The following is a 19883-nucleotide window of genomic DNA, read 5'->3' on the forward strand; positions in this document are numbered from 1 at the left end:
AGGTAATTGATCTCCACAGCTAACATCACGATGCAGTTCGGCGCCAAGCCGCTCTTCGAAAACGTTTCGGTCAAATTCGGCGCGGGCAACCGCTACGGCCTGATCGGCGCCAACGGTTGCGGCAAGTCGACCTTCATGAAAATCCTCGGCGGCGACCTCGATCCGTCCGGCGGTCAGGTCATGCTTGAGCCGAACGTGCGTCTGGGTAAATTGCGCCAGGATCAGTTCGCCTACGAAGAATTCACCGTGATCGATACCGTGATCATGGGTCACGAAGAGCTGTGGAAGGTCAAGGCCGAGCGCGATCGCATCTACTCGCTGGCGGAAATGAGCGAAGAAGACGGCATGGCCGTGGCCGAGCTGGAAACCGAGTTCGCCGAGATGGACGGCTACACCGCCGAATCCCGTGCCGGTGAACTGCTGCTGGGTCTGGGTATTCCGCTGGAACAGCATTTTGGCCCGATGAGCGAAGTCTCGCCAGGCTGGAAACTGCGCGTATTGCTGGCGCAGGCGCTGTTCTCCGATCCGGAAGTGCTGTTGCTCGACGAACCGACCAACCACCTGGACATCAACACCATTCGCTGGCTGGAAAACGTTCTGACCCAGCGTAACAGCCTGATGATCATCATCTCTCACGACCGTCACTTCCTGAACAGCGTGTGCACGCACATGGCTGACCTGGATTACGGCGAGCTGCGCCTGTTCCCGGGCAACTACGACGAGTACATGACCGTGGCGACCCAGTCCCGCGAACAATTGCTGTCGGACAACGCCAAGAAGAAAGCGCAGATTTCCGAGCTGCAATCGTTCGTCAGCCGCTTCTCGGCCAACGCCTCGAAAGCCAAACAGGCCACTTCCCGCGCCAAGGCGATCGACAAGATCCAGCTGGCCGAGGTCAAGCCTTCCAGCCGCGTGAGCCCGTTCATCCGCTTCGAGCAGAACAAAAAGCTGCACCGCCAGGCGGTCATGGTCGAAAAAATGGCCAAAGGTTTCGACGGCAAGCCACTGTTCAAAGACTTCAGCTTCCAGGTTGAAGCGGGCGAGCGCGTAGCGATCATCGGCCCGAACGGTATCGGCAAAACCACCCTGCTGCGTACCCTGGTCAACGAACTGACCCCGGATGCCGGTAGCGTCAAGTGGACCGACGCTGCGGAACTGGGCTACTACGCTCAGGACCATGCGCACGACTTCGAAGACGACGTGACGCTGTTCGACTGGATGGGTCAGTGGACGCAGGGCGAGCAGATGATTCGCGGTACTTTGGGCCGCATGCTGTTCTCCAACGACGAGATCCTCAAGTCGGTCAAAGTGATTTCCGGTGGTGAGCAAGGCCGCATGCTGTTCGGCAAACTGATCCTGCAAAAGCCGAACGTGCTGATCATGGACGAACCGACCAACCACCTGGACATGGAATCGATCGAGGCGTTGAACCTGGCTCTGGAAAACTACCCGGGCACGCTGATCTTCGTCAGCCACGACCGTGAGTTCGTGTCGTCCCTGGCCACGCGCATCATCGAGCTGAGCGCCAATGGCGTGACTGACTTCAGCGGCACTTACGATGACTACCTGCGTAGTCAGGGTGTGGTGTTCTAAAAGTAGCTACGAGCCTCCAGCTCCAAGCTCCAAGCTCCAAGCTCCAAGCTCCAAGCTTCAAGCGAAAGCCCTGTCGGCGTGACAGGGCTTTTTGCATTTCAAGGGATAGTGATTTTGTGCTGCGAAGCCCTTCGCGAGCAGGCTCGCTCCCACAGGAAACGCATTCCAAATGTGGGAGCGAGCCTGCTCGCGAAGAGGCACTCAAAAACACCACCGACTCCAGTAAATTAGTTAGCCTGCTTCCTTTTATTTCAACGCCAAGCCATGATGCCGACTCTCCCACCGCCGCCCGCGAACGAGTTCACATGCCTGCGCAGCAACCGCCTCCGCAAAGCTCCATGGCGATCACCCTGCAGATCGTCTCCATCGTGTTCTACACCTTTGTCGCCTTCCTGTGCATCGGCCTGCCGATTGCGGTGTTGCCCGGTTATGTTCACGAACAACTGGGTTTCAGCGCCATTATTGCGGGGCTGGTGATCGGCTCGCAGTATCTGGCCACCCTGCTCAGTCGGCCGATGGCCGGACGCATGTCAGATACGCTGGGCACCAAACGGGCGATTGTTTTTGGCTTGTCGGGGATCGTGCTCAGCGGGTTGCTGACGCTGATTTCGACGCTGTTGCAGGCCTTCCCGCTGCCGAGCCTGATCATTCTGATCATCGGTCGACTGCTGCTCGGCGTCGCGCAGGGCCTGATCGGCGTCGGCACCATCAGCTGGTGCATGGGCCAGGTCGGCGTCGAACACACGGCAAGGTCGATCGGCTGGAACGGCATTGCCTCCTATGGCGCGATTGCGATTGGCGCGCCACTGGGCGTGGTGATGGTCGCCGACTACGGCTTTGCCAGCCTGGGCATTGCCTTGTCGATATTAGCCGCGGGCGCCCTGGTGTTGATCCGCAATAAACCTTCGGTGCCGGTGGTGCGCGGCGAACGGCTGCCTTTTTGGGCTGTCTTCGGGCGGATTGCACCGTATGGGGCCAGTTTGAGTCTGGCGTCGATCGGTTACGGCACGCTGACCACCTTCATCACCCTTTATTACCTCAACCGAGGCTGGAGCGGCGCGGCGTATTGCCTGACGGTATTCGGCGTGTGTTTCATCGTGTCGCGGCTGTTGTTCATTTCGGCGATCAGCCGCTTTGGCGGCTTCAATTCGGCGATTGCTTGCATGAGCATCGAGACCGTCGGGCTGGTGTTGTTGTGGCTGGCACCCTCCACCGCATTCGCCTTGATCGGCGCGGGACTGGCGGGGTTTGGCTTGTCGCTGGTGTATCCGGCGCTGGGGGTCGAGGCGATCAAGCAGGTGCCCAGTTCCAGCCGTGGTTCGGGGCTGGGGGCTTATGCGGTGTTCTTTGATCTGGCACTGGCGATTGCCGGGCCGCTGATGGGCGCGGTGGCGTTGAACCTGGGGTATGCGTGGATTTTCTTCAGTGCGGCGCTGTTGTCGGTGATCGGGCTGGGGTTGACCTTGCTGCTCAAGCGCTGGGCGATGAGCTGAAAAACCAAATCAAAAGATCAAAGTTCAAAAGATCGCAGCCTTCGACAGCTCCTACAAAAATCCAATGTAGGAGCTGCCGAAGGCTGCGATCTTTATTGATCTGCAGTCTGCATTCCCGCCCGGCTCGGCTTGCCTAGCGTGCGCGAGAAGAACTGTCCGGCTTCGGAAATCAGGTTGCGGTGAATGTCTTCGCGATCCACGCCATCGGCGTCGGTGCACAGCGCCGGCATGGCGCGGATCTGCTCTTCGTTGCACGGCGCCATGAACACGAAGTGCCCTGCCCCGGCCAACAACTTGAAGTCCGGCGCGGTCGGCAGTTTGCGCGCCAGAGCGGCGGCGTTTTTGTCGAAGGCCACCAGTTTGTCGCCATCGCCGCTGTACAGCAGCACCGGCACATGCACGTCCGCCAGGGTGCTACGGCCGAATTTCAGGCTCAGCGGCGCCATCAGCAACAGCGCATGCACGCGCGGATCGGCCACTGGCTGCAAGTCATCGCGGTCGACGATCAACTCCCCCTGGGTGTTGCAGGCATCATGGTCGTCCGGGCGCTCCTGGCAGTAACGGCGCAGGCGATCCAGATCCGGCTGCGCGCCGGAGAGGATCAACGCGGTTTCGCCACCGGCCGAATAACCAATGACCCCGACCTGGTCAGCGTTGACGAACGGCGAGAGCATCGGGTCGCCGAGGGTGGCGGTGATCGCTTCGGAAATCTGGATCGGCCGCCCATACAGATTGCTCAGAGTGCCGAGGCGGCTGTGGTCTTTGGAGTTGTCGCCGGGATGAATCACCGCGACCACCACATAGCCTTTGCGCGCCAACGAGGTAGCGAGGTCATGCAGCGCCAGCGGCGTGCCGGTGTTGCCGTGGGACAGCATCAGCATCGGGAAGCGGCCGATCGCTACCTTGGTGTCAGCGCCGGCCTCGACGGTATAACCCTCAAGCAGGCTGCTGTGTTCGCGGTCGCTGGAGGGATAGAAGGCGATGGCGCGCATCGGTTGCAGATCCAGCGGATCGAGGAATGTCATTTCGTGGTAACCGACACTCCAGACAGGGTGTCGCCCGGGCGCGGCATGCACTGAACCGAGGCTGCCGAGCAGGCAAATCAGTAACGTTGCACAAAGACGCATCATGGGATGGCCCACCCTGTGTTACTCAATCGAAAGATCCTTTGTGCTCCGACAGGCCCGAAACCCGGTGGCTCGGTAATCCGGCGCGGCGTTGCACTCAGAAGTTGATCGTTTGACTGCATAACCCGGGCCAGACTATGCAATAGTCAGAAACAAAAAACTCCGCATCTGGCCCTTGCAGAACCAGAATACAGAGTTTTTTGAGCGGCTACCTGAACGGCAGCTGGTCTTTACGCAATGCTTACGCGGCGGCGAACAATTGCTCGCTGATCTTCGCCTGAGCAGCGCTCATCGCGTTGTTGCGCACTTCATCACCGTAGGCCAGGCCTTCGGCACGGACGATTTCGATGTCGGTGATACCGAGGAAGCCCAGAACCAGCTTCAGATATTCTTCGTGAGCAATGCCGCTCGCTTGACCGGCATGAATGCCGCCTGCGGTGGAGACGATTACCACTTTCTTGCCACCGCAAAGGCCTTCAGGGCCGGCTTCGGTGTAACGGAAAGTCTGGCCGGCAACGGCGACGCGGTCGATCCAGGCCTTGAGCTGGGTCGGAACGGTGAAGTTGTACATCGGCGCGGCGATGACGATGGCGTCGGCAGCGATGAATTCTGCCAGGGTCGAGGCGCTCAGTTCGGCTTCGTGCTGTTGTGCGGCGTTGCGCAGTTCAGCGGTAGTGCCGGCAGCCACCAGGGTGGTCGACGAGAAGTGGCTGATGGCGTCGGCGGCCAGGTCGCGGTAGGTGACCACGGCTGTTGGCTCGGCGGCTTGCCAGGCTTTGACGACTTGGCTGCTCAGCTGACGGGAAGCGGAGTTGTCGCCCAGAATGCTCGAATCGATGTGCAGCAGTTTCATGTGGAATCTCCTGGAAAGAATCGCCGGCGGCGACGGAATGGAGACAATCCTACGGAAGAAACCAATAGCTGATTAGCCGCCGACAATGCGATAGTTCGTCCCACTGATAGAACGGTGGACTTTTCATGCAGGATCTCAACGATCTCTACTATTTCGCCAAGGTGGTCGAGGCCGGTGGCTTCGCCGCAGCCGGGCGTTTGCTGGGTATTCCCAAGTCCCGCCTGTCACGGCGCATTGCCGAACTCGAAGAGCGCCTCGGCGCTCGTCTGCTGCAACGCACCACCCGCCAGCTGAACCTGACCGCTGTTGGCGAGCGCTACTTGCGTCACTGTCAGGCGATGTTGCTGGAAGCGGAGATGGCCGACGAAGCGGTCGCCAGCATGTCCAGCGAGCCGCGTGGCCGCTTGCGCGTGTCCTGTCCCACCGGTCTGGCGCGGGAAATGTTGCCGTGGGTGATCAGTGAATTCCTCGGCAAATTCCCTCAGGTGCAACTGGAGGTAGTGCTGCTCAATCGCCGCGTGGATCTGGTTGCCGAAGGTTTCGACGTTGCGTTGCGTGTGCGCGAACTCGGTGACGAAGATCCGTTGCTGGTCACCCGCCGTCTGCGCCAGGCGCAAATGGTCGTGGTGGCCAGCCCGGCCTTTGTCCAAGGCAAAACCATCAGCCACCCGCAAGACCTGAAGTCGCTGCCGGTGCTCGGCGCGCTGGAAGCCGACCGCATGGTGCATGTGCGCTTGCTGGACGAGCAAGGCAATAGCGTCGAACTGAACATGGAGGCGCGGCTGGGCATTGATGATTTCATCGTGCGCAAGGCCTGTGTGCTGGCCGGCCAGGGTTTCACTCTGCTGCCGATGATGTATTGCGAAGCCGACCTTGAGATCGGCGCGCTGGTGCAACTGTTGCCCGAGTGGTCGTTGCCCGGCGGCTGGTTGCAGGCGGTGTATCCGCATCGACGCGGGGTGATGCCGGCGGTGCGGGCGTGGATCGATCATCTGGTCGAATCGTTCAATGCGTGTGGGGAGCGGTTGTTATGAACAAGGGAAAAATGAACGAAGCGGATGTCGCCGCCTTCTGCCTCGCCTTGCCGGGCGCGCGGGAGGATTACAAATGGGGCGGCGTGCGGGTGTTCTCGATTGCCGGCAACAAGATGTTCGCCCTGCAAGGTCTGCGCGGGGATTCATTGGCGTTCAAAGTCGACAAAGACCTGTTTCTCGGCCATTGCGACCGCCCGGGGATTCACCCGGCGCCGTATCTGGCGCGGGCGCAGTGGATCATCATGCACCCGCCCTACCCGCTGGGCGCGGAGGAACTGCAAGGATTGCTGCAGCGTTCGCATCAGTTGGTGGTGAGCAAGTTGCCCAAGAAAACCCAAATCGGATTACTGCTCTAAACCCGCCCATTGTAGGAGCTGCCGAACGCGGCCCGAGCCTGCGGCAGCTCCTACAGGGGATTCGTGGTGATTCAGAGCAGGGAAAGCAGGTTCGACCCCAGAAACAACTGGTCGATCCAGAACACCTGATGCAGCGCCACGATCACCCAGAACAGAATCTGAAACGACACCTTGCGCGTCTTGTGCCGGAACACCTGTTGGGCGATCAGCGCACCGGGCCAGCCGCCAGCCAGTTCCAGCGCATGCAGGATGTTCTCCGGCGTGCGCCATGCATCGGCGCGGGCCTTGCGCTTGTCTGCCCAGTACATGAAAAACGCCAGCACGCTGACCACGCCATAAGCAGTCAACGGCACCAGCGAGATGCCGCGCAGCCACATCGACAGCGAGCCGAACAGCGGCAGCGCGCAGACGATCAGCAGCACCGCCAGTTTCAATTTCAGATGTTGAATGCCGCCACCGGACGGGCGTCCATCCGGGCGGCGCGTGCGGGAATCATTCATGGCTTGACCGCCGACCAGTCCACCCAGCCGAACTGCCAGGTCGCCAGAATCACCAGACCGAAGACGATTCGGTACCAGGCGAATGCCGCGTAACTGTGGCTGGCGATGAACTTGAGCAGACCGCGCACGGCGATCATGGCGAAGATGAACGCAGTGATGAAACCGATGGCGAACACCGGAAAATCCGCCGGCACGAACAAATGGCGATACTTGTAACCGGAGTACACCGCCGCACCGACCATGGTCGGCATCGCCAGGAAGAACGAGAACTCGGTCGCGGTCTTGCGCGACAGGCCGAACAGCAGACCACCGATGATCGTCGAGCCGGAACGCGAGGTGCCGGGAATCATCGCCAGACACTGGGCGAACCCGACTTTCAGGGCGTCCTTCCAGGTGATCTCGTCCACGGTTTCGGCATGCACTTCATGTTGCCGACGCTCGGCCCACAACATGATCACACCGCCCACCACCAGCGCGGTCGCGACGGTGATCGGGTTGAACAGGTATTGGTGAATCAGGTCGGCAAAAATCACCCCCAACACCACCGCCGGCAGAAACGCGATCAACAGGTTGGCCGTAAAACGCCGCGCACTCGGCTGCGTCGGCAAGCCAATCACCACGTCGAGAATCTTGCGGCGAAACTCCCAGACCACCGCGAGGATCGCGCCGAGCTGAATAATGATGTTGAACGCCATGGCCCGTTCGCCGCCGAAGTCGAGCAAGTCGGCAACAATGATCTGGTGTCCGGTACTGGAAATGGGCAAAAACTCCGTCAGCCCCTCTACAACTCCAAGAATCAGTGCCTGCAAGGCGGTCCAAAGATCCATCAGTCCCCCAAAGAGCGATGCACAACGGCATGCCCCGATAGTATTTTTTTACGTTCACTGCGATCAGCGTAGCTGTTTGTAGCTGTATCGATTCCGCGCGCACAGGATCCACACGAAACGGTCAAAATTCCGTGAAATATCAATTTGGATTCAGGTTTTCACGCGCGGGGCCGAAATCCTAACAGACAAGCCTTAATAGTGCTGCGGCGTTATTCGACTTGGGTCGCGTATGCCTGACCACCCAAACGTGGTTGGATGCTGGCGTTGATTTATTACAAGAACAAGAAATCGGAGTGACAGCGTTATGAACAGCTTGCGCAGTGTGTCGATCAGCCGACGCTTGTGGCTCATTTTGATTGTGGCCGTGGTCATGTTGTTGACCTTGGGCGTGTTGATGCTCAAGCAGATCCACGATGACCTGTACCACGCCAAGGCGCAGAAAACCCAGCATGTGGTGCAGACCGCCAGCGGCCTGCTGACCTACTACCACGAACTGGAAACCGCCGGCACCCTCTCCCGCGACGCCGCACAGAAACAGGCGCTGACCGCGATTCGCGGCCTGCGCTACGACCAGAGCGACTATTTCTGGATCAACGACCTCACGCCTGTGATGGTTATGCACCCGACCAACCCCAAGCTCGAAGGCCAGAACCTCTCGGCGATCCGTGACCCGGACGGTTTCGCGGTGTTCAATGAAATGGTCGCGATCGCCAAAAACAAAGGCGCGGGCATGGTCGATTACCGGTGGCCGAAGCCTGGCGCCAGCGAGCCGGTCGCGAAAACCTCCTACGTGAAACTGTTCGAGCCGTGGGGCTGGGTGCTCGGCTCCGGGGTTTACGTCGATGATGTGCAGAGCGAGTTCCGGGGGCAGTTGATCAAGGCTTCGGTGATCGGCCTGGTGATTGCGCTGATCATGGCCCTGCTGGTGATTTTGATTGCCCGCAGCATCGTCCGACCGTTGCAGGAAACGGTGAACGCCATGGCCAACATCGCCAGCGGCGAGAGCGACCTGACCCGCAGCCTCGATACCCACGGCCAGGATGAAGTCACACAGTTGGCGCATCACTTCAACGCCTTCACCGCCAAGTTGCGCCGGGTCATCGGTGACTTGCAGGTTTCGGCCAGTGCGCTGGGCCAGTCGTCCAGTGAACTGGGCAACGATGCGACCCAGGCCCAGCAGCGCAGCCAGCAGCAATCGCAGCAGATGGAGCTGGTCGCGACAGCGATCAACGAAGTCACCTACGGCGTACAGGACGTGGCGAAGAACGCCGAACATGCTGCCGCTGAAATGCGCGATGCCGAAGCTCAGGCGCAGCAGGGTCAGATCAACATCGACGGCAGCCTGCAACAGATCGACAAATTGTCCGGAACCATTGACCAGGCAGTTGAGGTGATTCGCACCTTGGCAGCAGAGAGCACGCAGATCGGCAGTGTGCTGGAGGTAATCCGTTCGATTGCCGAGCAGACCAATCTGCTGGCACTCAACGCGGCTATCGAAGCGGCCCGCGCTGGTGAACAGGGCCGGGGCTTTGCGGTGGTGGCCGATGAAGTGCGGTTGTTGGCGCAACGCACGCAAAAGTCGACGGCGGAAATCCAGGCCATGATCGAACGCTTGCAGAATCATTCCGAAGCCGCGGTGAAAGTCATTGGTGACAGCAGCAAGGCCTCGCAACTGACCATCGAACAAGCGGGATTGGCCGGCGCGAGCCTGAATGCCATCGGCCAGGCACTGCGCAACCTCAATGGTCTGAACGCCTCGATTGCCAGCGCTACGTTGCAACAGGCGCACGTGGTCGAGGACATCAATCAGAACGTCACGCAGGCGGCCGGTCTGTCTCACAGCACGGCGCTGGCGGCGGAGCAGTCGAGTGCGGCGAGCGTCAAGCTTGGGCAGTTGAGCGAGCAGTTGAATCAGCTTCTGCGCCAGTTCCGCGTCTGACACCCCACACCTGCAGGAGCGAGCCTGCTCGCGAAGGCGTAATTTCAGTCAGAATCTGCATTGCTGACACACCGCTATCGCGAGCAGGCTCACTCCTACAGGTTTTTGGGTACAATCCGCTCCCTCGTCAATTCCCCCAAGGAACCCCCATGTCCGGGCTTGAACTGTTTGCCGCCGCCCTCGGTGTGATCGCCGTCTGGCTGACGGTCAAACAGAATCCGTGGTGCTGGCCGATCGGCCTGGTCATGGTGTTGCTGTACAGCTGGATCTTCTATGACGTGAAGCTGTACTCGGACATGTTGCTGCAAGTGATTTACGCCGCGCTGCAAGTCTACGGCTGGTGGCAATGGACCCGCGCCGGGACGATGCATGACGGCCGTGAAGTCACGCGTCTGGATCGACGCTCGATCCTGCTCGGCCTGAGTGTTGGCGCGCTCGGTAGCCTGCTGCTGGGCGCGGCCATGGCGCACTGGACCGACGCGGCGCAGCCGTGGCTCGATGCGGCGCTGACGGCGTTCAGCCTGGTTGCGCAATTGTGGATGGCGCAGAAACGTCTGCAATGCTGGGCGCTGTGGTTCGTGCTGGATGTTATTTTCGTCGGCCTGTTCCTTTATAAAGGCCTGTACCTCACCGCCGCGCTGTATGCCCTGTTCACCCTGATTGCGCTGCAAGGCTGGCGCGAGTGGCGCGCCGATCCGGCATTGCAGCGATGAAGGTGGTTGTCCTCACCGGCCCGGAATCCACCGGCAAGAGCTGGCTGGCCGCAGGCCTTCAGGAGCGCTTCGGCGGCCTGCGGGTGGACGAATACGTGCGCTGGTTCATCGAGCAGAATCCACGCGATACCTGCCTCAACGACATCCCCGACATCGCCCGCGGGCAGTTGCAATGGGAAGATCAGGCACGGGCGCAGCAACCGCAATTGCTGATTCTCGACACCCATTTGCTGAGCAACATCCTGTGGAGTCAGACCCTGTTTGACGCCTGCCCGACGTGGCTGGAACCCGAGTTGCTGGCCCGGCATTACGACTTGCACCTGCTGTTGTCGCCGGAGCAGATCGACTGGACCGACGACGGCCAACGCTGCCAGCCGCAACTCAGCGAACGCATGGCGTTCTTTCAGGCCACCCGCGACTGGCTGGAACAGCACGGGCAACCGCTGCAGATCATTCAGGGCGATTGGGATCAACGCCGCATCCAGGCCTTTGACGCCGTCGCGCGGTTATTGGCTGATTGATCCATCGAATAGCTCCGCTCAGGGCGAAAGTGTCCATTCCTGAAACACCTCCCTCAGCGCAAAGCGGCCAATTCAATGGCCTTCATCGTTTTGTCAGAACATCTGTTACGTCAGTGAAACAGTCTTCGGCAAACCCCTGTTCCAGAGCTTTGCGCCGCCCTTGACCGTGTGGCTGCCTGCGCGACTGTTTCAATGCTGAAACAGCTTTTGTATCAGCGCTGCACGGCGCATCGCCAACCCGTTGAAAATCAACAAAAACTCAAAAGCGGCACAGCTTTCGCTCTCTCCTTCCCAACGCTGACAAGAGCCAGCCCACTGAAGAAGGAATTGCCGCCGTGGGGAATATCAATAAAGGCCTGACCTGCCTTCTGCTGATTGGATCAGCAGCCAGCACATTCATCAGTTTCAACGTTCAGGCCGAAGGCAATGGCGTGATCGTCCTCAACCGCGACGTCCAGCCCATTCCCATCGGGCGCAGCGGTGGCAAAGACCCCTACCCCACCACGGTTAACGCCAACCCTTCGGCTCGCATCAATCAGGCGATGACCAGCACCGAGCTCGATGACGGTGAATTTGCCAGTGTAGCCAGTGGCTCTTCGATTCGCGGCAATATCACCACGCCCACCGCCAACATGCCTGGCATGAATACCCTGACCAATCCCAACGGCCTGCCCGGCATGGGCGGCGGTCACGGTGGTGGCGCGGGCGGTTCGATTTCCAACACGGTCAACCGTGCAATGAGTTCCGGTCTTGCTCCACTGACCCGCATGGCCGGAGGTCAATGAGATGAATCGTTCCCTTCTGCTGCTTGCCCTCTTCGGCTGCGCCAGCGCCATGGCCGATCCAGGCTCCGTGAATAACGCCGACATCCAGAACAGTGGCATGCAGTACCGCGGCAACTTCAACGTCAACCAGGCCGCCGGCGACCAGATGCAACAGACCAACACCAAGGCGGTCGCCATTGGCACCAATGCCAGCGCCACGACCATTGTCAGGCAAAAGCTGGATACCCCCGCCAACCCTTCGATGAACGCCAGCGCCACCATCGGCGGTAACTCTTTCAGTAATGGCAACGGGATCCTGGGCGTGAACCAGGGTGCCGGGGCCAATAACCAGATGGCCAACGTGACGCGCGTCAGCATCAGTGCTGCCCCGCAAAGCGTTGACGACAGCGCCCTGTCGCAACAGAACGTGGCGCTTTTACCGAGCTCAGGAGCAACTGGCACCTCACCCGGCAGTCGCCAGGTCACGACAAGTGATCAGGCCTTCACCGGCAGCCGAGGGGTGATTCAGGTGAACCAGAGTGCCGGGGTGGGGAACCGTATGGCTAACACCCTGAGCATCCGGGTCGCTGACTGACCCAAACAACAAAAGCAGTGCAATTAGAAAGTACCAACACTTAACCAACTAATAAGCACGATGGAGAAACACCATGAAACCTACAATGGCTCTCAAACCACTGGTTTTCGCACTTGCAGCAGTAATGGCAATGGCGGCTCAGGCAGGCGGCAATGATCATGGTAACGGGCACGGCAATGGCCATGGCAACCATGGACCAAAAGGCCCAACCCTCGAACAGCTTCTGCAGATCGGCGCAGGTGCCGGGGCGGCAGTGCTCGACGAACAAAACAGCGATGGCAACGTGGTGAAAAACCAGGGCACTCTCAACAACGCCAACGCCAGCGACTCGCTCAATGGCTCTAACGGCAACATGGGCGCCAACGTTGCTGCCGGCGACGGCAACCAACAAGACAACGCCGCCGCCTTGGCTACCGCCGATGAAAGCTTCATTTTCGGCACTGCAGTTGCTGCCTCCAGCGCAACTCAAGTCAACAACAACAACTATGTGAAAAACTCGTCGACCTTCAATAACGCTACGCTCAACAACGCAGGCAACAATGGTTCCGGCAACATCGGCATCAACGTGTCCTCCGGCAACTTCAACCAGCAGAAAAACAACCTGGCGATCGCCGTATCCGGTGGCCGTGTAGCCACTGCCGCCGCGTCCGCCAATCAGTCCTCCACTGGTCTGGTTGTAGAAAACAAAGGCGTGCAGGCCTACAAAACCGACACCCTTACCGGCACCTACGCGGCCGCTGGCGTGTTTAAAGCCAAAGGCACTGCAACCATCGAAGACGACAACCACGGCGGTTGGGATAACCGTGGCGGCGGCCACGGCGGCAACGATGACCAGAAAGCCAAGTTCGAAGCCGTGGGTACCTTTGGCCTCGCTGGCGTCACCACTCAGCAAGTGCTGACCAAAGATGGCTGGAAAACGCCTGTCGTCAACAATGCCAACATGACCAACTCGATGAACAACTTCTCCGGCAACGGCGGAGCCAACGTCTCGGCGGGTGTGGGCAACCAACAAAGCAACTCGCTGTCCATCGCTGCAGGTTGCAAAGCCTGCATGTAATCGCGATCGAAACGAAAGCCCCGGAAACGGGGCTTTTCCTCAGTCCGCAAAGGCGTATCGATCATGCGTAAGACTGCCCTTCTCGCTCTGCTTTGCCTGTCCGGCCTGACTCAGGCTGCCCAGATGCCAGTGGCCGCCCTGCCGGGTGGCGTGTTGGTCTATAAGGACGTGCAAAGCATTCGTGAGCGCAAGTTTGCCGACATCGTCGAACAGAAAACCGATTTCAGTTGCGGCGCCGCCGCACTGGCCACGGTATTGCGCCAGGCCTATTGGCTCGACGTCGATGAGGAGCACATCATCAAAGGCATGCTGGTCAACGCTGACCAGGACCTTGTTCGTACTCAAGGGTTTTCCATGCTGGACATGAAGCGCTACGTAGAAAGCATCGGCATGCGCGCCAGGGGTTACAAGATTCCGCCGGAGAAACTCGAAGCAGTCACGATTCCGGTGGTGGTACTGATGGAAATTCGCGGCTACAAGCATTTCGTGGTGCTGCAGCGATCGGACAAGGACTGGGTTTATATCGGAGATCCCGTCTTAGGCCACAAACGCTACGCCCATGATGACTTTGTCAAAGGCTGGAACGGCATTGTCTTCGCCATCGTCGGCCCCGGATACGACAAGGCCAATGCCTTGCGCAGCCCGCCGAATCCGCTGACGGCCAAGAACAAGCTGGATGGCTTCAACCCGGTCAAAGATGCTGAATTGATGGACTTCGGATTCATACAGAGCGACTTCTTTTAATCGCCGATTATAAAGAATGGGGCTGGATGTCCCGGGAGCAGCAGATGAAAACCTCATACTGGCTGGCCGCCGCCTGCCTGGCAGCGAGCGCGTCAGGCTATGCCAATGCAGGATTCAAACCCATCGAAATCAAGGACCAGGAGCTCGCCGAGCTGCGTGGTCGTTACGTCATGCCGGGGCGGATCATCAGCTTCGGCATTGTCATGAGCAGTACCTGGCGCAATGCCAGCGGTGATCTGATCGGCGCTGCGACGTCGATGCAAATCCAGGCCGCCACAATCAAACCGGAATTTTATGTCTCGACCATCAAGGAACAGGGCAACGGCAGCACCCCGACTCCGGGCACTGGCAATGTCATTGGTGGTGCGGCACTCAACAGCAGCCAGGGCGTGACCCAAAGCGTACGCGCCGCCGGCGACGGCAACACCGCCAGCAACAACGTGGCGATCAACGTCAAAGAAGCCAGCACCCCTCCGCCACTGGCCCCCGCACAAGGCCAGGCCCTGATGGCCGGACAGACCATCGGTGCCAGCAATGCCGCCGGCAGCGTCGCCGTTTCGGCCAGCAACAGTGGCGTGCAAATGGCCATTCAGGCCTCGGGCAATCAAGGCACCGCCCTGCAACAAGTGGCCCAGGGTGGCCTGCTGCAGAACACCCGTCTGCTCGGCAGCGCCAACGTGGTCAACAACATGACCCAACTCAATGTTGTGCTTAACAATAACGGCATCAGCCCCGGCGCACTGGACTGCAACCTGACTCAACTCAGGGCACTACGCAATATTGGATATTGAACTACGCTGAGTCTCGATCATTGGGCTTAAAGGGACGGCTTATTCATGTATCGATCAGTATCACTGCGTGCCGCTGTATGTTTGAGCACTCTTCTACCCGCGGCGATGCTGCAAGCAGCACCCGACGCAGATGTGGAGACCCTGAAACAGGAACTTCTGGAGCTGAAGCAACGATACGAAGTACAACAAAAAGCCCTGGCGGTGCTCGAACAACGGGTCCGTCAGGTCGAAGATCAACCGGCAGCCCCGCAACCCAAACGCCTGGCCAAGTCGCCAGCCGACATGAAGGGCAATCCAAAAGTCGCTACCAGTACCGGAGCGCCTGGTACCGGTGCCGCAGCAGCGTCGGGGGGCGCGGCCGGGGGGAGTGGCGCTTCCTATGGACAGTCGCTGGCCGATGATTCGCAACCGGCACAGAGTGTGTCCAACCTCTACGACGAGGCCAGCGGCTTCTTCGGCGGCGGTAAATTCAGCTTTGAAACTGGTGTGACCTACTCGCGTTACGACACCCGGCAGCTGATCCTCAACGGCTTCCTCGCGCTGGACTCGATCTTTCTGGGCAACATCAACCTCGACCGGATCAAGGCCGACACCTGGACGCTGGACCTGACCGGGCGCTACAACTTCGACAACCGTTGGCAGTTCGACGTGAACGTGCCGGTGGTTTACCGCGAATCGACCTACCAGTCCGGTGGCGGCAACGGTGGTGCGTCCAACGTCACGACGGAACAGGATGTTTCGCGTGATCCGACCATCGGCGACGTCAACTTCGGTATTGCCTACAAGTTCCTCGACGAGTCGGTCAACACCCCGGACGCCGTGGTCACCCTGCGAGTCAAGGCACCTACCGGCAAGGACCCATTCGGGATCAAGCTGCGTCAGACGGACGCCAACTCCAACCTGTTCGTACCTGACACGCTGCCAACCGGTAACGGTGTCTGGTCGATCACACCCGGGGTTTCGCTGGTCAAGACGTTCGACCCGGCAGTGCTGTTCGGCAGCTTGTCCTACACCCACAACCTGGAGGAGTCGTTCGACGACATCAGTTCGACCGTCAACCAGAAAACCCCGGGCAAGGTGAAGATTGGCGACAGCTTCCAGATCGGCGCCGGTATCGCGTTTGCGCTGAACGAAAAGATGAGTATGTCGTTTTCGGTGTCTGACCTGGTGCAACGCAAGAGCAAGCTGAAACAGGACGGCGGCGATTGGGAGTCGGTGGTGTCCAGTGACGCCAACGCCGGTTATTTCAACGTCGGCATGACCATTGCCGCCACGGATAACCTGACCATCGTGCCCAACCTGTCGATCGGCATGACCGACGATGCCCCGGACTTCTCCTTCAGCCTGAAATTCCCGTACTACTTCTAAAGCCCAAGATCGCAGCCTGCGGCAGCTCCTACAGAGGTAATCCCTGTAGAAGCTGCCGCAGACTGCGATCTTTTGAGCGTTGTTCTCTAGCGAATCTGATGTTTATGCAGCAGGCGATAAAACGTCGGCCGCGACACGCCCAGCACTTTCGCCGCCACACTGAGGTTGTCGCTGTGACGGTTCAACACATCGCACAGCGCCTGGCGTTCGGCGCGCGTCTTGTAGTCTTCCAGCGTACCCATCGGCGTAGAAATCGAGTGCTGGCTGATCAGCCCCAGATCCCGTGCCTCGATCTGGCGCCCTTCCGCCAGAACCAGGCCCCGTCGCACGCGGTTGGCCAGCTCCCGCACGTTGCCCGGCCAGTCATGCTTGCCCATGGCGATCAACGCATCCTCACTGAAGCTGCGCGGACGGCGGCCGGTTTCGTGGCTATAGAAGTGGGAGAAATGGTTGGCCAGCATCGACAGATCACCATGGCGCTCGCGCAATGGCGCGGTCACCACTTGCAGCACATTGAGGCGGTAATACAGGTCTTCGCGAAAACGCTTTTTCTCGATCGCCGCCTCGAGGTCGACGTGGGTGGCCGCCAGCACGCGAACATCAACCGGAATCGGCTGACTGCCACCGACGCGCTCGATGTGTTTCTCCTGCAGAAAACGCAGCAGATTGGCCTGCAATTCCAACGGCAGATCGCCGATTTCATCGAGAAACAGCGTGCCACCATTCGCGGCCTCGATGCGCCCGACCTTGCGCTGATGCGCACCGGTAAAGGCGCCTTTCTCGTGGCCGAACAGTTCGGACTGAATCAAGTGTTCGGGAATCGCCCCGCAATTGATCGCCACAAACGGCTTGCTGTGGCGCTGGGACTGGCGGTGCAGCGTGCGCGCCACCAGTTCTTTACCGGTGCCACTTTCACCGCGGATCAGCACCGGGGATTCGGTCGGCGCCAGTTTGCTCAATAACTTGCGCAGCTCGCGGATCGGTTTGCTGTCGCCGAGCAACTCATGTTCCGGCTGGTGGACATGAATCGTGCCTTGCCCGCGCAGACGCGCCATGCCGAATGCGCGCCCCAGGGTCACCTGGACGCGCGAGACATCGAACGGCAAGGTGTGGAAATCGAAAAACCATTCGCAGACGAAGTCACCGACGTTCTGCAACCGCAGGACTTCCTGGTTCAACACCGCGATCCACTCGGTGCCGCTGCGGCTGATCAGTTCCTTGACCGCTTCGGGACGTTCAAGGTGAAAAGGTTGCAGTCGCAGCAGCCCGACATCGCATGTCCGATCGGCGGCATTTTCCAGGGTACAACTGTCGACATCCCAGCCCACCGAGCGCAATCCGGGTAACAGGCGATGGCAGTCGTCACAAGGGTCGACTACCAATAAACGTCGTAACGCTGGCGCTTCGATCATGACTGTTCCTTGGCGCCAAATTTAAGGAAATTATTGTAAAAACAGTCATTTGGCAGACCCGACTGTAACATTAGCAAGAAATTGACAGGGCCTTGTATCGATTGCTTATAGGTGTACAAGCTAACGAGTTATAAGAAGCAAGTTTATTAGTCAGCTATCGAGTTGCTATCTTTCGCCAGGCTTTCAAAAACGTTCGGAATGTTGAGCCTGAGTAATTAAGTTGAAATTTCTTTGTTTCGTGTGTGACCTGCCACGGGGTTGCGTGCATCAGTACAAGTAACCAGCCGAACGGTAAGCCCAACCGACGGCACATCACTTGATTGGGCACGACAGAGAGAAGACCCCAATGACCGCCCCGCTCCGTATCAACGAAGCTCTTTTGATTGCCAACCACGCGTTCAAACCCTTTCAGTGCGTGGCCTGGGCCCCACAAGACGGCAATGGCGAACTGAACCTGACCGTCATCGATCGCACCAACTCGCACATTGGTCGCCAGCAGATTCCGAGCAGCGCCTACTCCGACCCGGCGCAACTGGAACTGCTGTTGCAACAGGCCCGCGCCGAATTGAGCAAAGAAGGTTACCTGCTGCAATCGTGGTCGATGCCACATTGATCAGAGAGTCGTGCGGATGACGTCCAAGTCATCCGCCCACTGTTCTGTTAGTTATTTTCAGCAGTTCATCTCGAGTACGTCTGTACAACTTCCTTTAAAGCATCAGGCGCCACTGCTTGGCATGCTTTCATTTGAGTCAAAAAGACACTGTTATGGCACAGTGCGACCCTCCGCCTGTTAGTTCTGTCAGTTGAACTTGCGTGTATTCAGGGATTGAATGTTCCGCTCATGCAGTTACCCGTCCGATTCGGGCCTGGTCAACTTGCAAGGAGAAGCATGCATGTCCTCCGAGAACGCCTTTGCGCGACCGGCACTACTCAATCGCTGCGGACAACTGGACAGACAATTCGCCAAGACTGGCGTTGCTCTGGTCTATTTCGCTGGCAGTGTTTCCAGCATGACCCAGGGTGTTGCGCTGGATCGAGAGGGGCGCGTGTTGGTCGCCGCCAAGATCGGTACCGCTCAGGGCAGCCGGTTTGGTCTGGCGCGAATACTCGCTGACGGTTCGGCCGACCTCGCTTTCGGCCAGCAAGGCAGCGTCATCGGCGAATTTGAACCCGGTTTCGAAGCCACCGCCGGCAAAATCCAGGTGTTACCCGACGGACGAATCCTGCTGGCCGGTCTGCATTATCAAACCGCCCACCGCACCCTGCCGGCCCTGGCGCTGTTCAGCGCTGACGGAATCCCCGACCCCGGCTTTGGTGATAACGGGCGCAAAGTGGTGCGCCTGCCCGGCGACCTGTCCATCGGCTCCCGCGATCCCTGGCTGCCGCCCGGCGTACCGGGTGCTGAAGCCTGTGACATTGCCGTGCAGGACGACGGGCACATTCTGCTGATCGCCAACCACCACTTCGAACTCGCCGACCATGCCGGAATACTGATTCGCCTGATGCCGGACGGCGAACTCGACGCAAGCTTCAATGGCCGCGGCTTCGTGATGATCCGCCATCTGCTGCTCAACACCTGGCTCAGCAGCCTTTTATTGCAGCAGGACGGGCGGATACTCGTCGCCGGCTCCATCGACTTCCCCCAAGAGGGGCTGGTGGCGCGCTATCTGCCTGACGGGCGTCTGGATGACCGTTTCGCGGTGGATGGCTTCCTCGCTTTCAAGGCCCACGGCCAAAGTGCCCTGGTCAGTCAGGTCATCGAGTCGCAGGAGCATCTGCACTGCTTTGGCAGTAGTCGCGACCCAATCCGCTGTCTGGCACTGAGCCTGCACAACAATGGCCGACCGGAATTGCGCAACAATGCCGGGCATCCGCATCTGCTGGAAATCGGCCCCAGCGGATGCCAATGGAGTGCGGCCCACTGCATGGCCGATGGACGAATCATTGCGGTGGGTGCGACGATTGGCGGGATCGAAGCGGACTTCATCGTCGCGCGCTACCTGCCCGACGGACGACTCGACGCGCAGTTCGGCAGTGGCCACGGCTGGCTCCGCACGCGCTTGGGACACAGCCTGGACACCGCCAACTCCCTCGCCGTGCAGGCAGACGGACGAATCCTGGTTGGCGGCTATTCACTCGACGGCAACTACCGCGCCATGGTCGCGCGCTATCTGAATCAATAATTCCCCCCAGACT

Annotated in this window: 20 protein-coding genes; 15 read left to right on the plus strand and 5 right to left on the minus strand. The window is 59.4% G+C overall.

The window, feature by feature from the left end:
• Window positions 1-6: 6 nt before the first annotated feature.
• Together BW33_RS09215 and BW33_RS09220 are read left to right on the plus strand one after the other, a co-directional pair.
• Window positions 7-1593: an ABC-F family ATPase gene (locus tag BW33_RS09215; RefSeq protein WP_027612713.1), complete on the plus strand. Its 1587-nt coding sequence runs from the start codon at window positions 7-9 to the stop codon at window positions 1591-1593.
• Window positions 1594-1898: 305 nt separating this feature from the next.
• Window positions 1899-3086, plus strand: a complete 1188-nt coding sequence (locus BW33_RS09220; RefSeq protein ID WP_047598507.1) for an MFS transporter — start codon at window positions 1899-1901, stop codon at window positions 3084-3086.
• Window positions 3087-3178: 92 nt separating this feature from the next.
• On the opposite strand, the gene BW33_RS09225 is transcribed toward BW33_RS09220, so the two are convergent.
• Complete coding sequence (locus BW33_RS09225) at window positions 3179-4216, minus strand: alpha/beta hydrolase family protein (RefSeq protein ID WP_047598508.1); 1038 nt, start codon at window positions 4214-4216, stop codon at window positions 3179-3181.
• A gap of 238 nt (window positions 4217-4454) precedes the next feature.
• A complete protein-coding gene (locus BW33_RS09230; RefSeq protein WP_047598509.1) occupies window positions 4455-5066 on the minus strand; it encodes an FMN-dependent NADH-azoreductase in 612 nt (203 codons plus the stop codon).
• A 125-nt stretch (window positions 5067-5191) separates the two neighbouring features.
• Here BW33_RS09230 and BW33_RS09235 point away from each other — a divergent pair, with 125 nt between their 5' ends.
• Window positions 5192-6100, plus strand: coding sequence for a LysR substrate-binding domain-containing protein (locus tag BW33_RS09235; RefSeq protein WP_047598510.1), 909 nt, complete (start codon window positions 5192-5194; stop codon window positions 6098-6100).
• Complete coding sequence (locus tag BW33_RS09240; RefSeq protein WP_047598512.1) at window positions 6097-6456, plus strand: MmcQ/YjbR family DNA-binding protein; 360 nt, start codon at window positions 6097-6099, stop codon at window positions 6454-6456. The genes BW33_RS09235 and BW33_RS09240 overlap by 4 nt, the downstream gene beginning before the upstream one ends.
• Window positions 6457-6527: 71 nt before the next feature.
• Here the strand turns inward: BW33_RS09240 and BW33_RS09245 are convergent, their stop codons facing one another.
• A complete protein-coding gene (locus BW33_RS09245) occupies window positions 6528-6956 on the minus strand; it encodes a DUF1294 domain-containing protein (protein WP_047598513.1) in 429 nt (142 codons plus the stop codon).
• Window positions 6953-7783: an undecaprenyl-diphosphate phosphatase gene (locus BW33_RS09250; RefSeq protein ID WP_047598514.1), complete on the minus strand. Its 831-nt coding sequence runs from the start codon at window positions 7781-7783 to the stop codon at window positions 6953-6955. Before BW33_RS09250 ends, BW33_RS09245 begins: the two co-directional genes overlap by 4 nt.
• Window positions 7784-8087: 304 nt before the next feature.
• Between BW33_RS09250 and BW33_RS09255 the strand changes: the two genes are divergently transcribed.
• The 9 genes from BW33_RS09255 (at window position 8088) to BW33_RS09295 (ending at window position 16275) form a co-directional block, all read left to right on the plus strand.
• Window positions 8088-9722, plus strand: a complete 1635-nt coding sequence (locus BW33_RS09255) for a methyl-accepting chemotaxis protein (protein WP_047598515.1) — start codon at window positions 8088-8090, stop codon at window positions 9720-9722.
• A gap of 149 nt (window positions 9723-9871) precedes the next feature.
• On the plus strand, window positions 9872-10435 hold the full coding sequence (gene pnuC / locus BW33_RS09260; RefSeq protein ID WP_047598516.1) for a nicotinamide riboside transporter PnuC: 564 nt from the start codon (window positions 9872-9874) through the stop codon (window positions 10433-10435).
• On the plus strand, window positions 10432-10956 hold the full coding sequence (locus BW33_RS09265) for an AAA family ATPase (RefSeq protein WP_047598517.1): 525 nt from the start codon (window positions 10432-10434) through the stop codon (window positions 10954-10956). Before pnuC ends, BW33_RS09265 begins: the two co-directional genes overlap by 4 nt.
• A 335-nt stretch (window positions 10957-11291) precedes the next feature.
• A complete protein-coding gene (locus BW33_RS09270) occupies window positions 11292-11741 on the plus strand; it encodes a hypothetical protein (RefSeq protein ID WP_047598518.1) in 450 nt (149 codons plus the stop codon).
• A gap of 1 nt (window position 11742) precedes the next feature.
• Window positions 11743-12315 carry a hypothetical protein gene (locus BW33_RS09275; protein WP_047598519.1) on the plus strand — a complete coding sequence of 191 codons (573 nt, stop codon included), beginning with the start codon at window positions 11743-11745 and terminating at the stop codon, window positions 12313-12315.
• A gap of 73 nt (window positions 12316-12388) precedes the next feature.
• Window positions 12389-13372, plus strand: coding sequence for a hypothetical protein (locus BW33_RS09280; RefSeq protein WP_047598520.1), 984 nt, complete (start codon window positions 12389-12391; stop codon window positions 13370-13372).
• A 63-nt stretch (window positions 13373-13435) separates the two neighbouring features.
• Entirely contained in the window at window positions 13436-14116 is a 681-nt protein-coding gene (locus tag BW33_RS09285) for a C39 family peptidase (RefSeq protein ID WP_047598521.1), read from the plus strand.
• 44 nt (window positions 14117-14160) lie between these two features.
• Entirely contained in the window at window positions 14161-14907 is a 747-nt protein-coding gene (locus tag BW33_RS09290) for a hypothetical protein (RefSeq protein ID WP_047598522.1), read from the plus strand.
• Window positions 14908-14952: 45 nt separating this feature from the next.
• Window positions 14953-16275, plus strand: a complete 1323-nt coding sequence (locus tag BW33_RS09295; RefSeq protein ID WP_047598523.1) for a transporter — start codon at window positions 14953-14955, stop codon at window positions 16273-16275.
• Window positions 16276-16361: 86 nt separating this feature from the next.
• Here the strand turns inward: BW33_RS09295 and BW33_RS09300 are convergent, their stop codons facing one another.
• Window positions 16362-17687 (minus strand): sigma-54 dependent transcriptional regulator, encoded by a 1326-nt coding sequence (locus tag BW33_RS09300; RefSeq protein WP_047598525.1) that lies wholly within the window; start codon window positions 17685-17687, stop codon window positions 16362-16364.
• 346 nt (window positions 17688-18033) lie between these two features.
• Here BW33_RS09300 and BW33_RS09305 point away from each other — a divergent pair, with 346 nt between their 5' ends.
• Window positions 18034-18300, plus strand: coding sequence for a hypothetical protein (locus BW33_RS09305; protein ID WP_003225374.1), 267 nt, complete (start codon window positions 18034-18036; stop codon window positions 18298-18300).
• Between the two features lie 280 nt (window positions 18301-18580).
• Window positions 18581-19870, plus strand: coding sequence for a hypothetical protein (locus tag BW33_RS09310; protein WP_047598526.1), 1290 nt, complete (start codon window positions 18581-18583; stop codon window positions 19868-19870).
• Window positions 19871-19883 lie beyond the last annotated feature (13 nt).

Source organism: Pseudomonas sp. RIT288, assembly GCF_000631985.1.
Taxonomy (GTDB): Bacteria; Pseudomonadota; Gammaproteobacteria; order Pseudomonadales; family Pseudomonadaceae; genus Aquipseudomonas.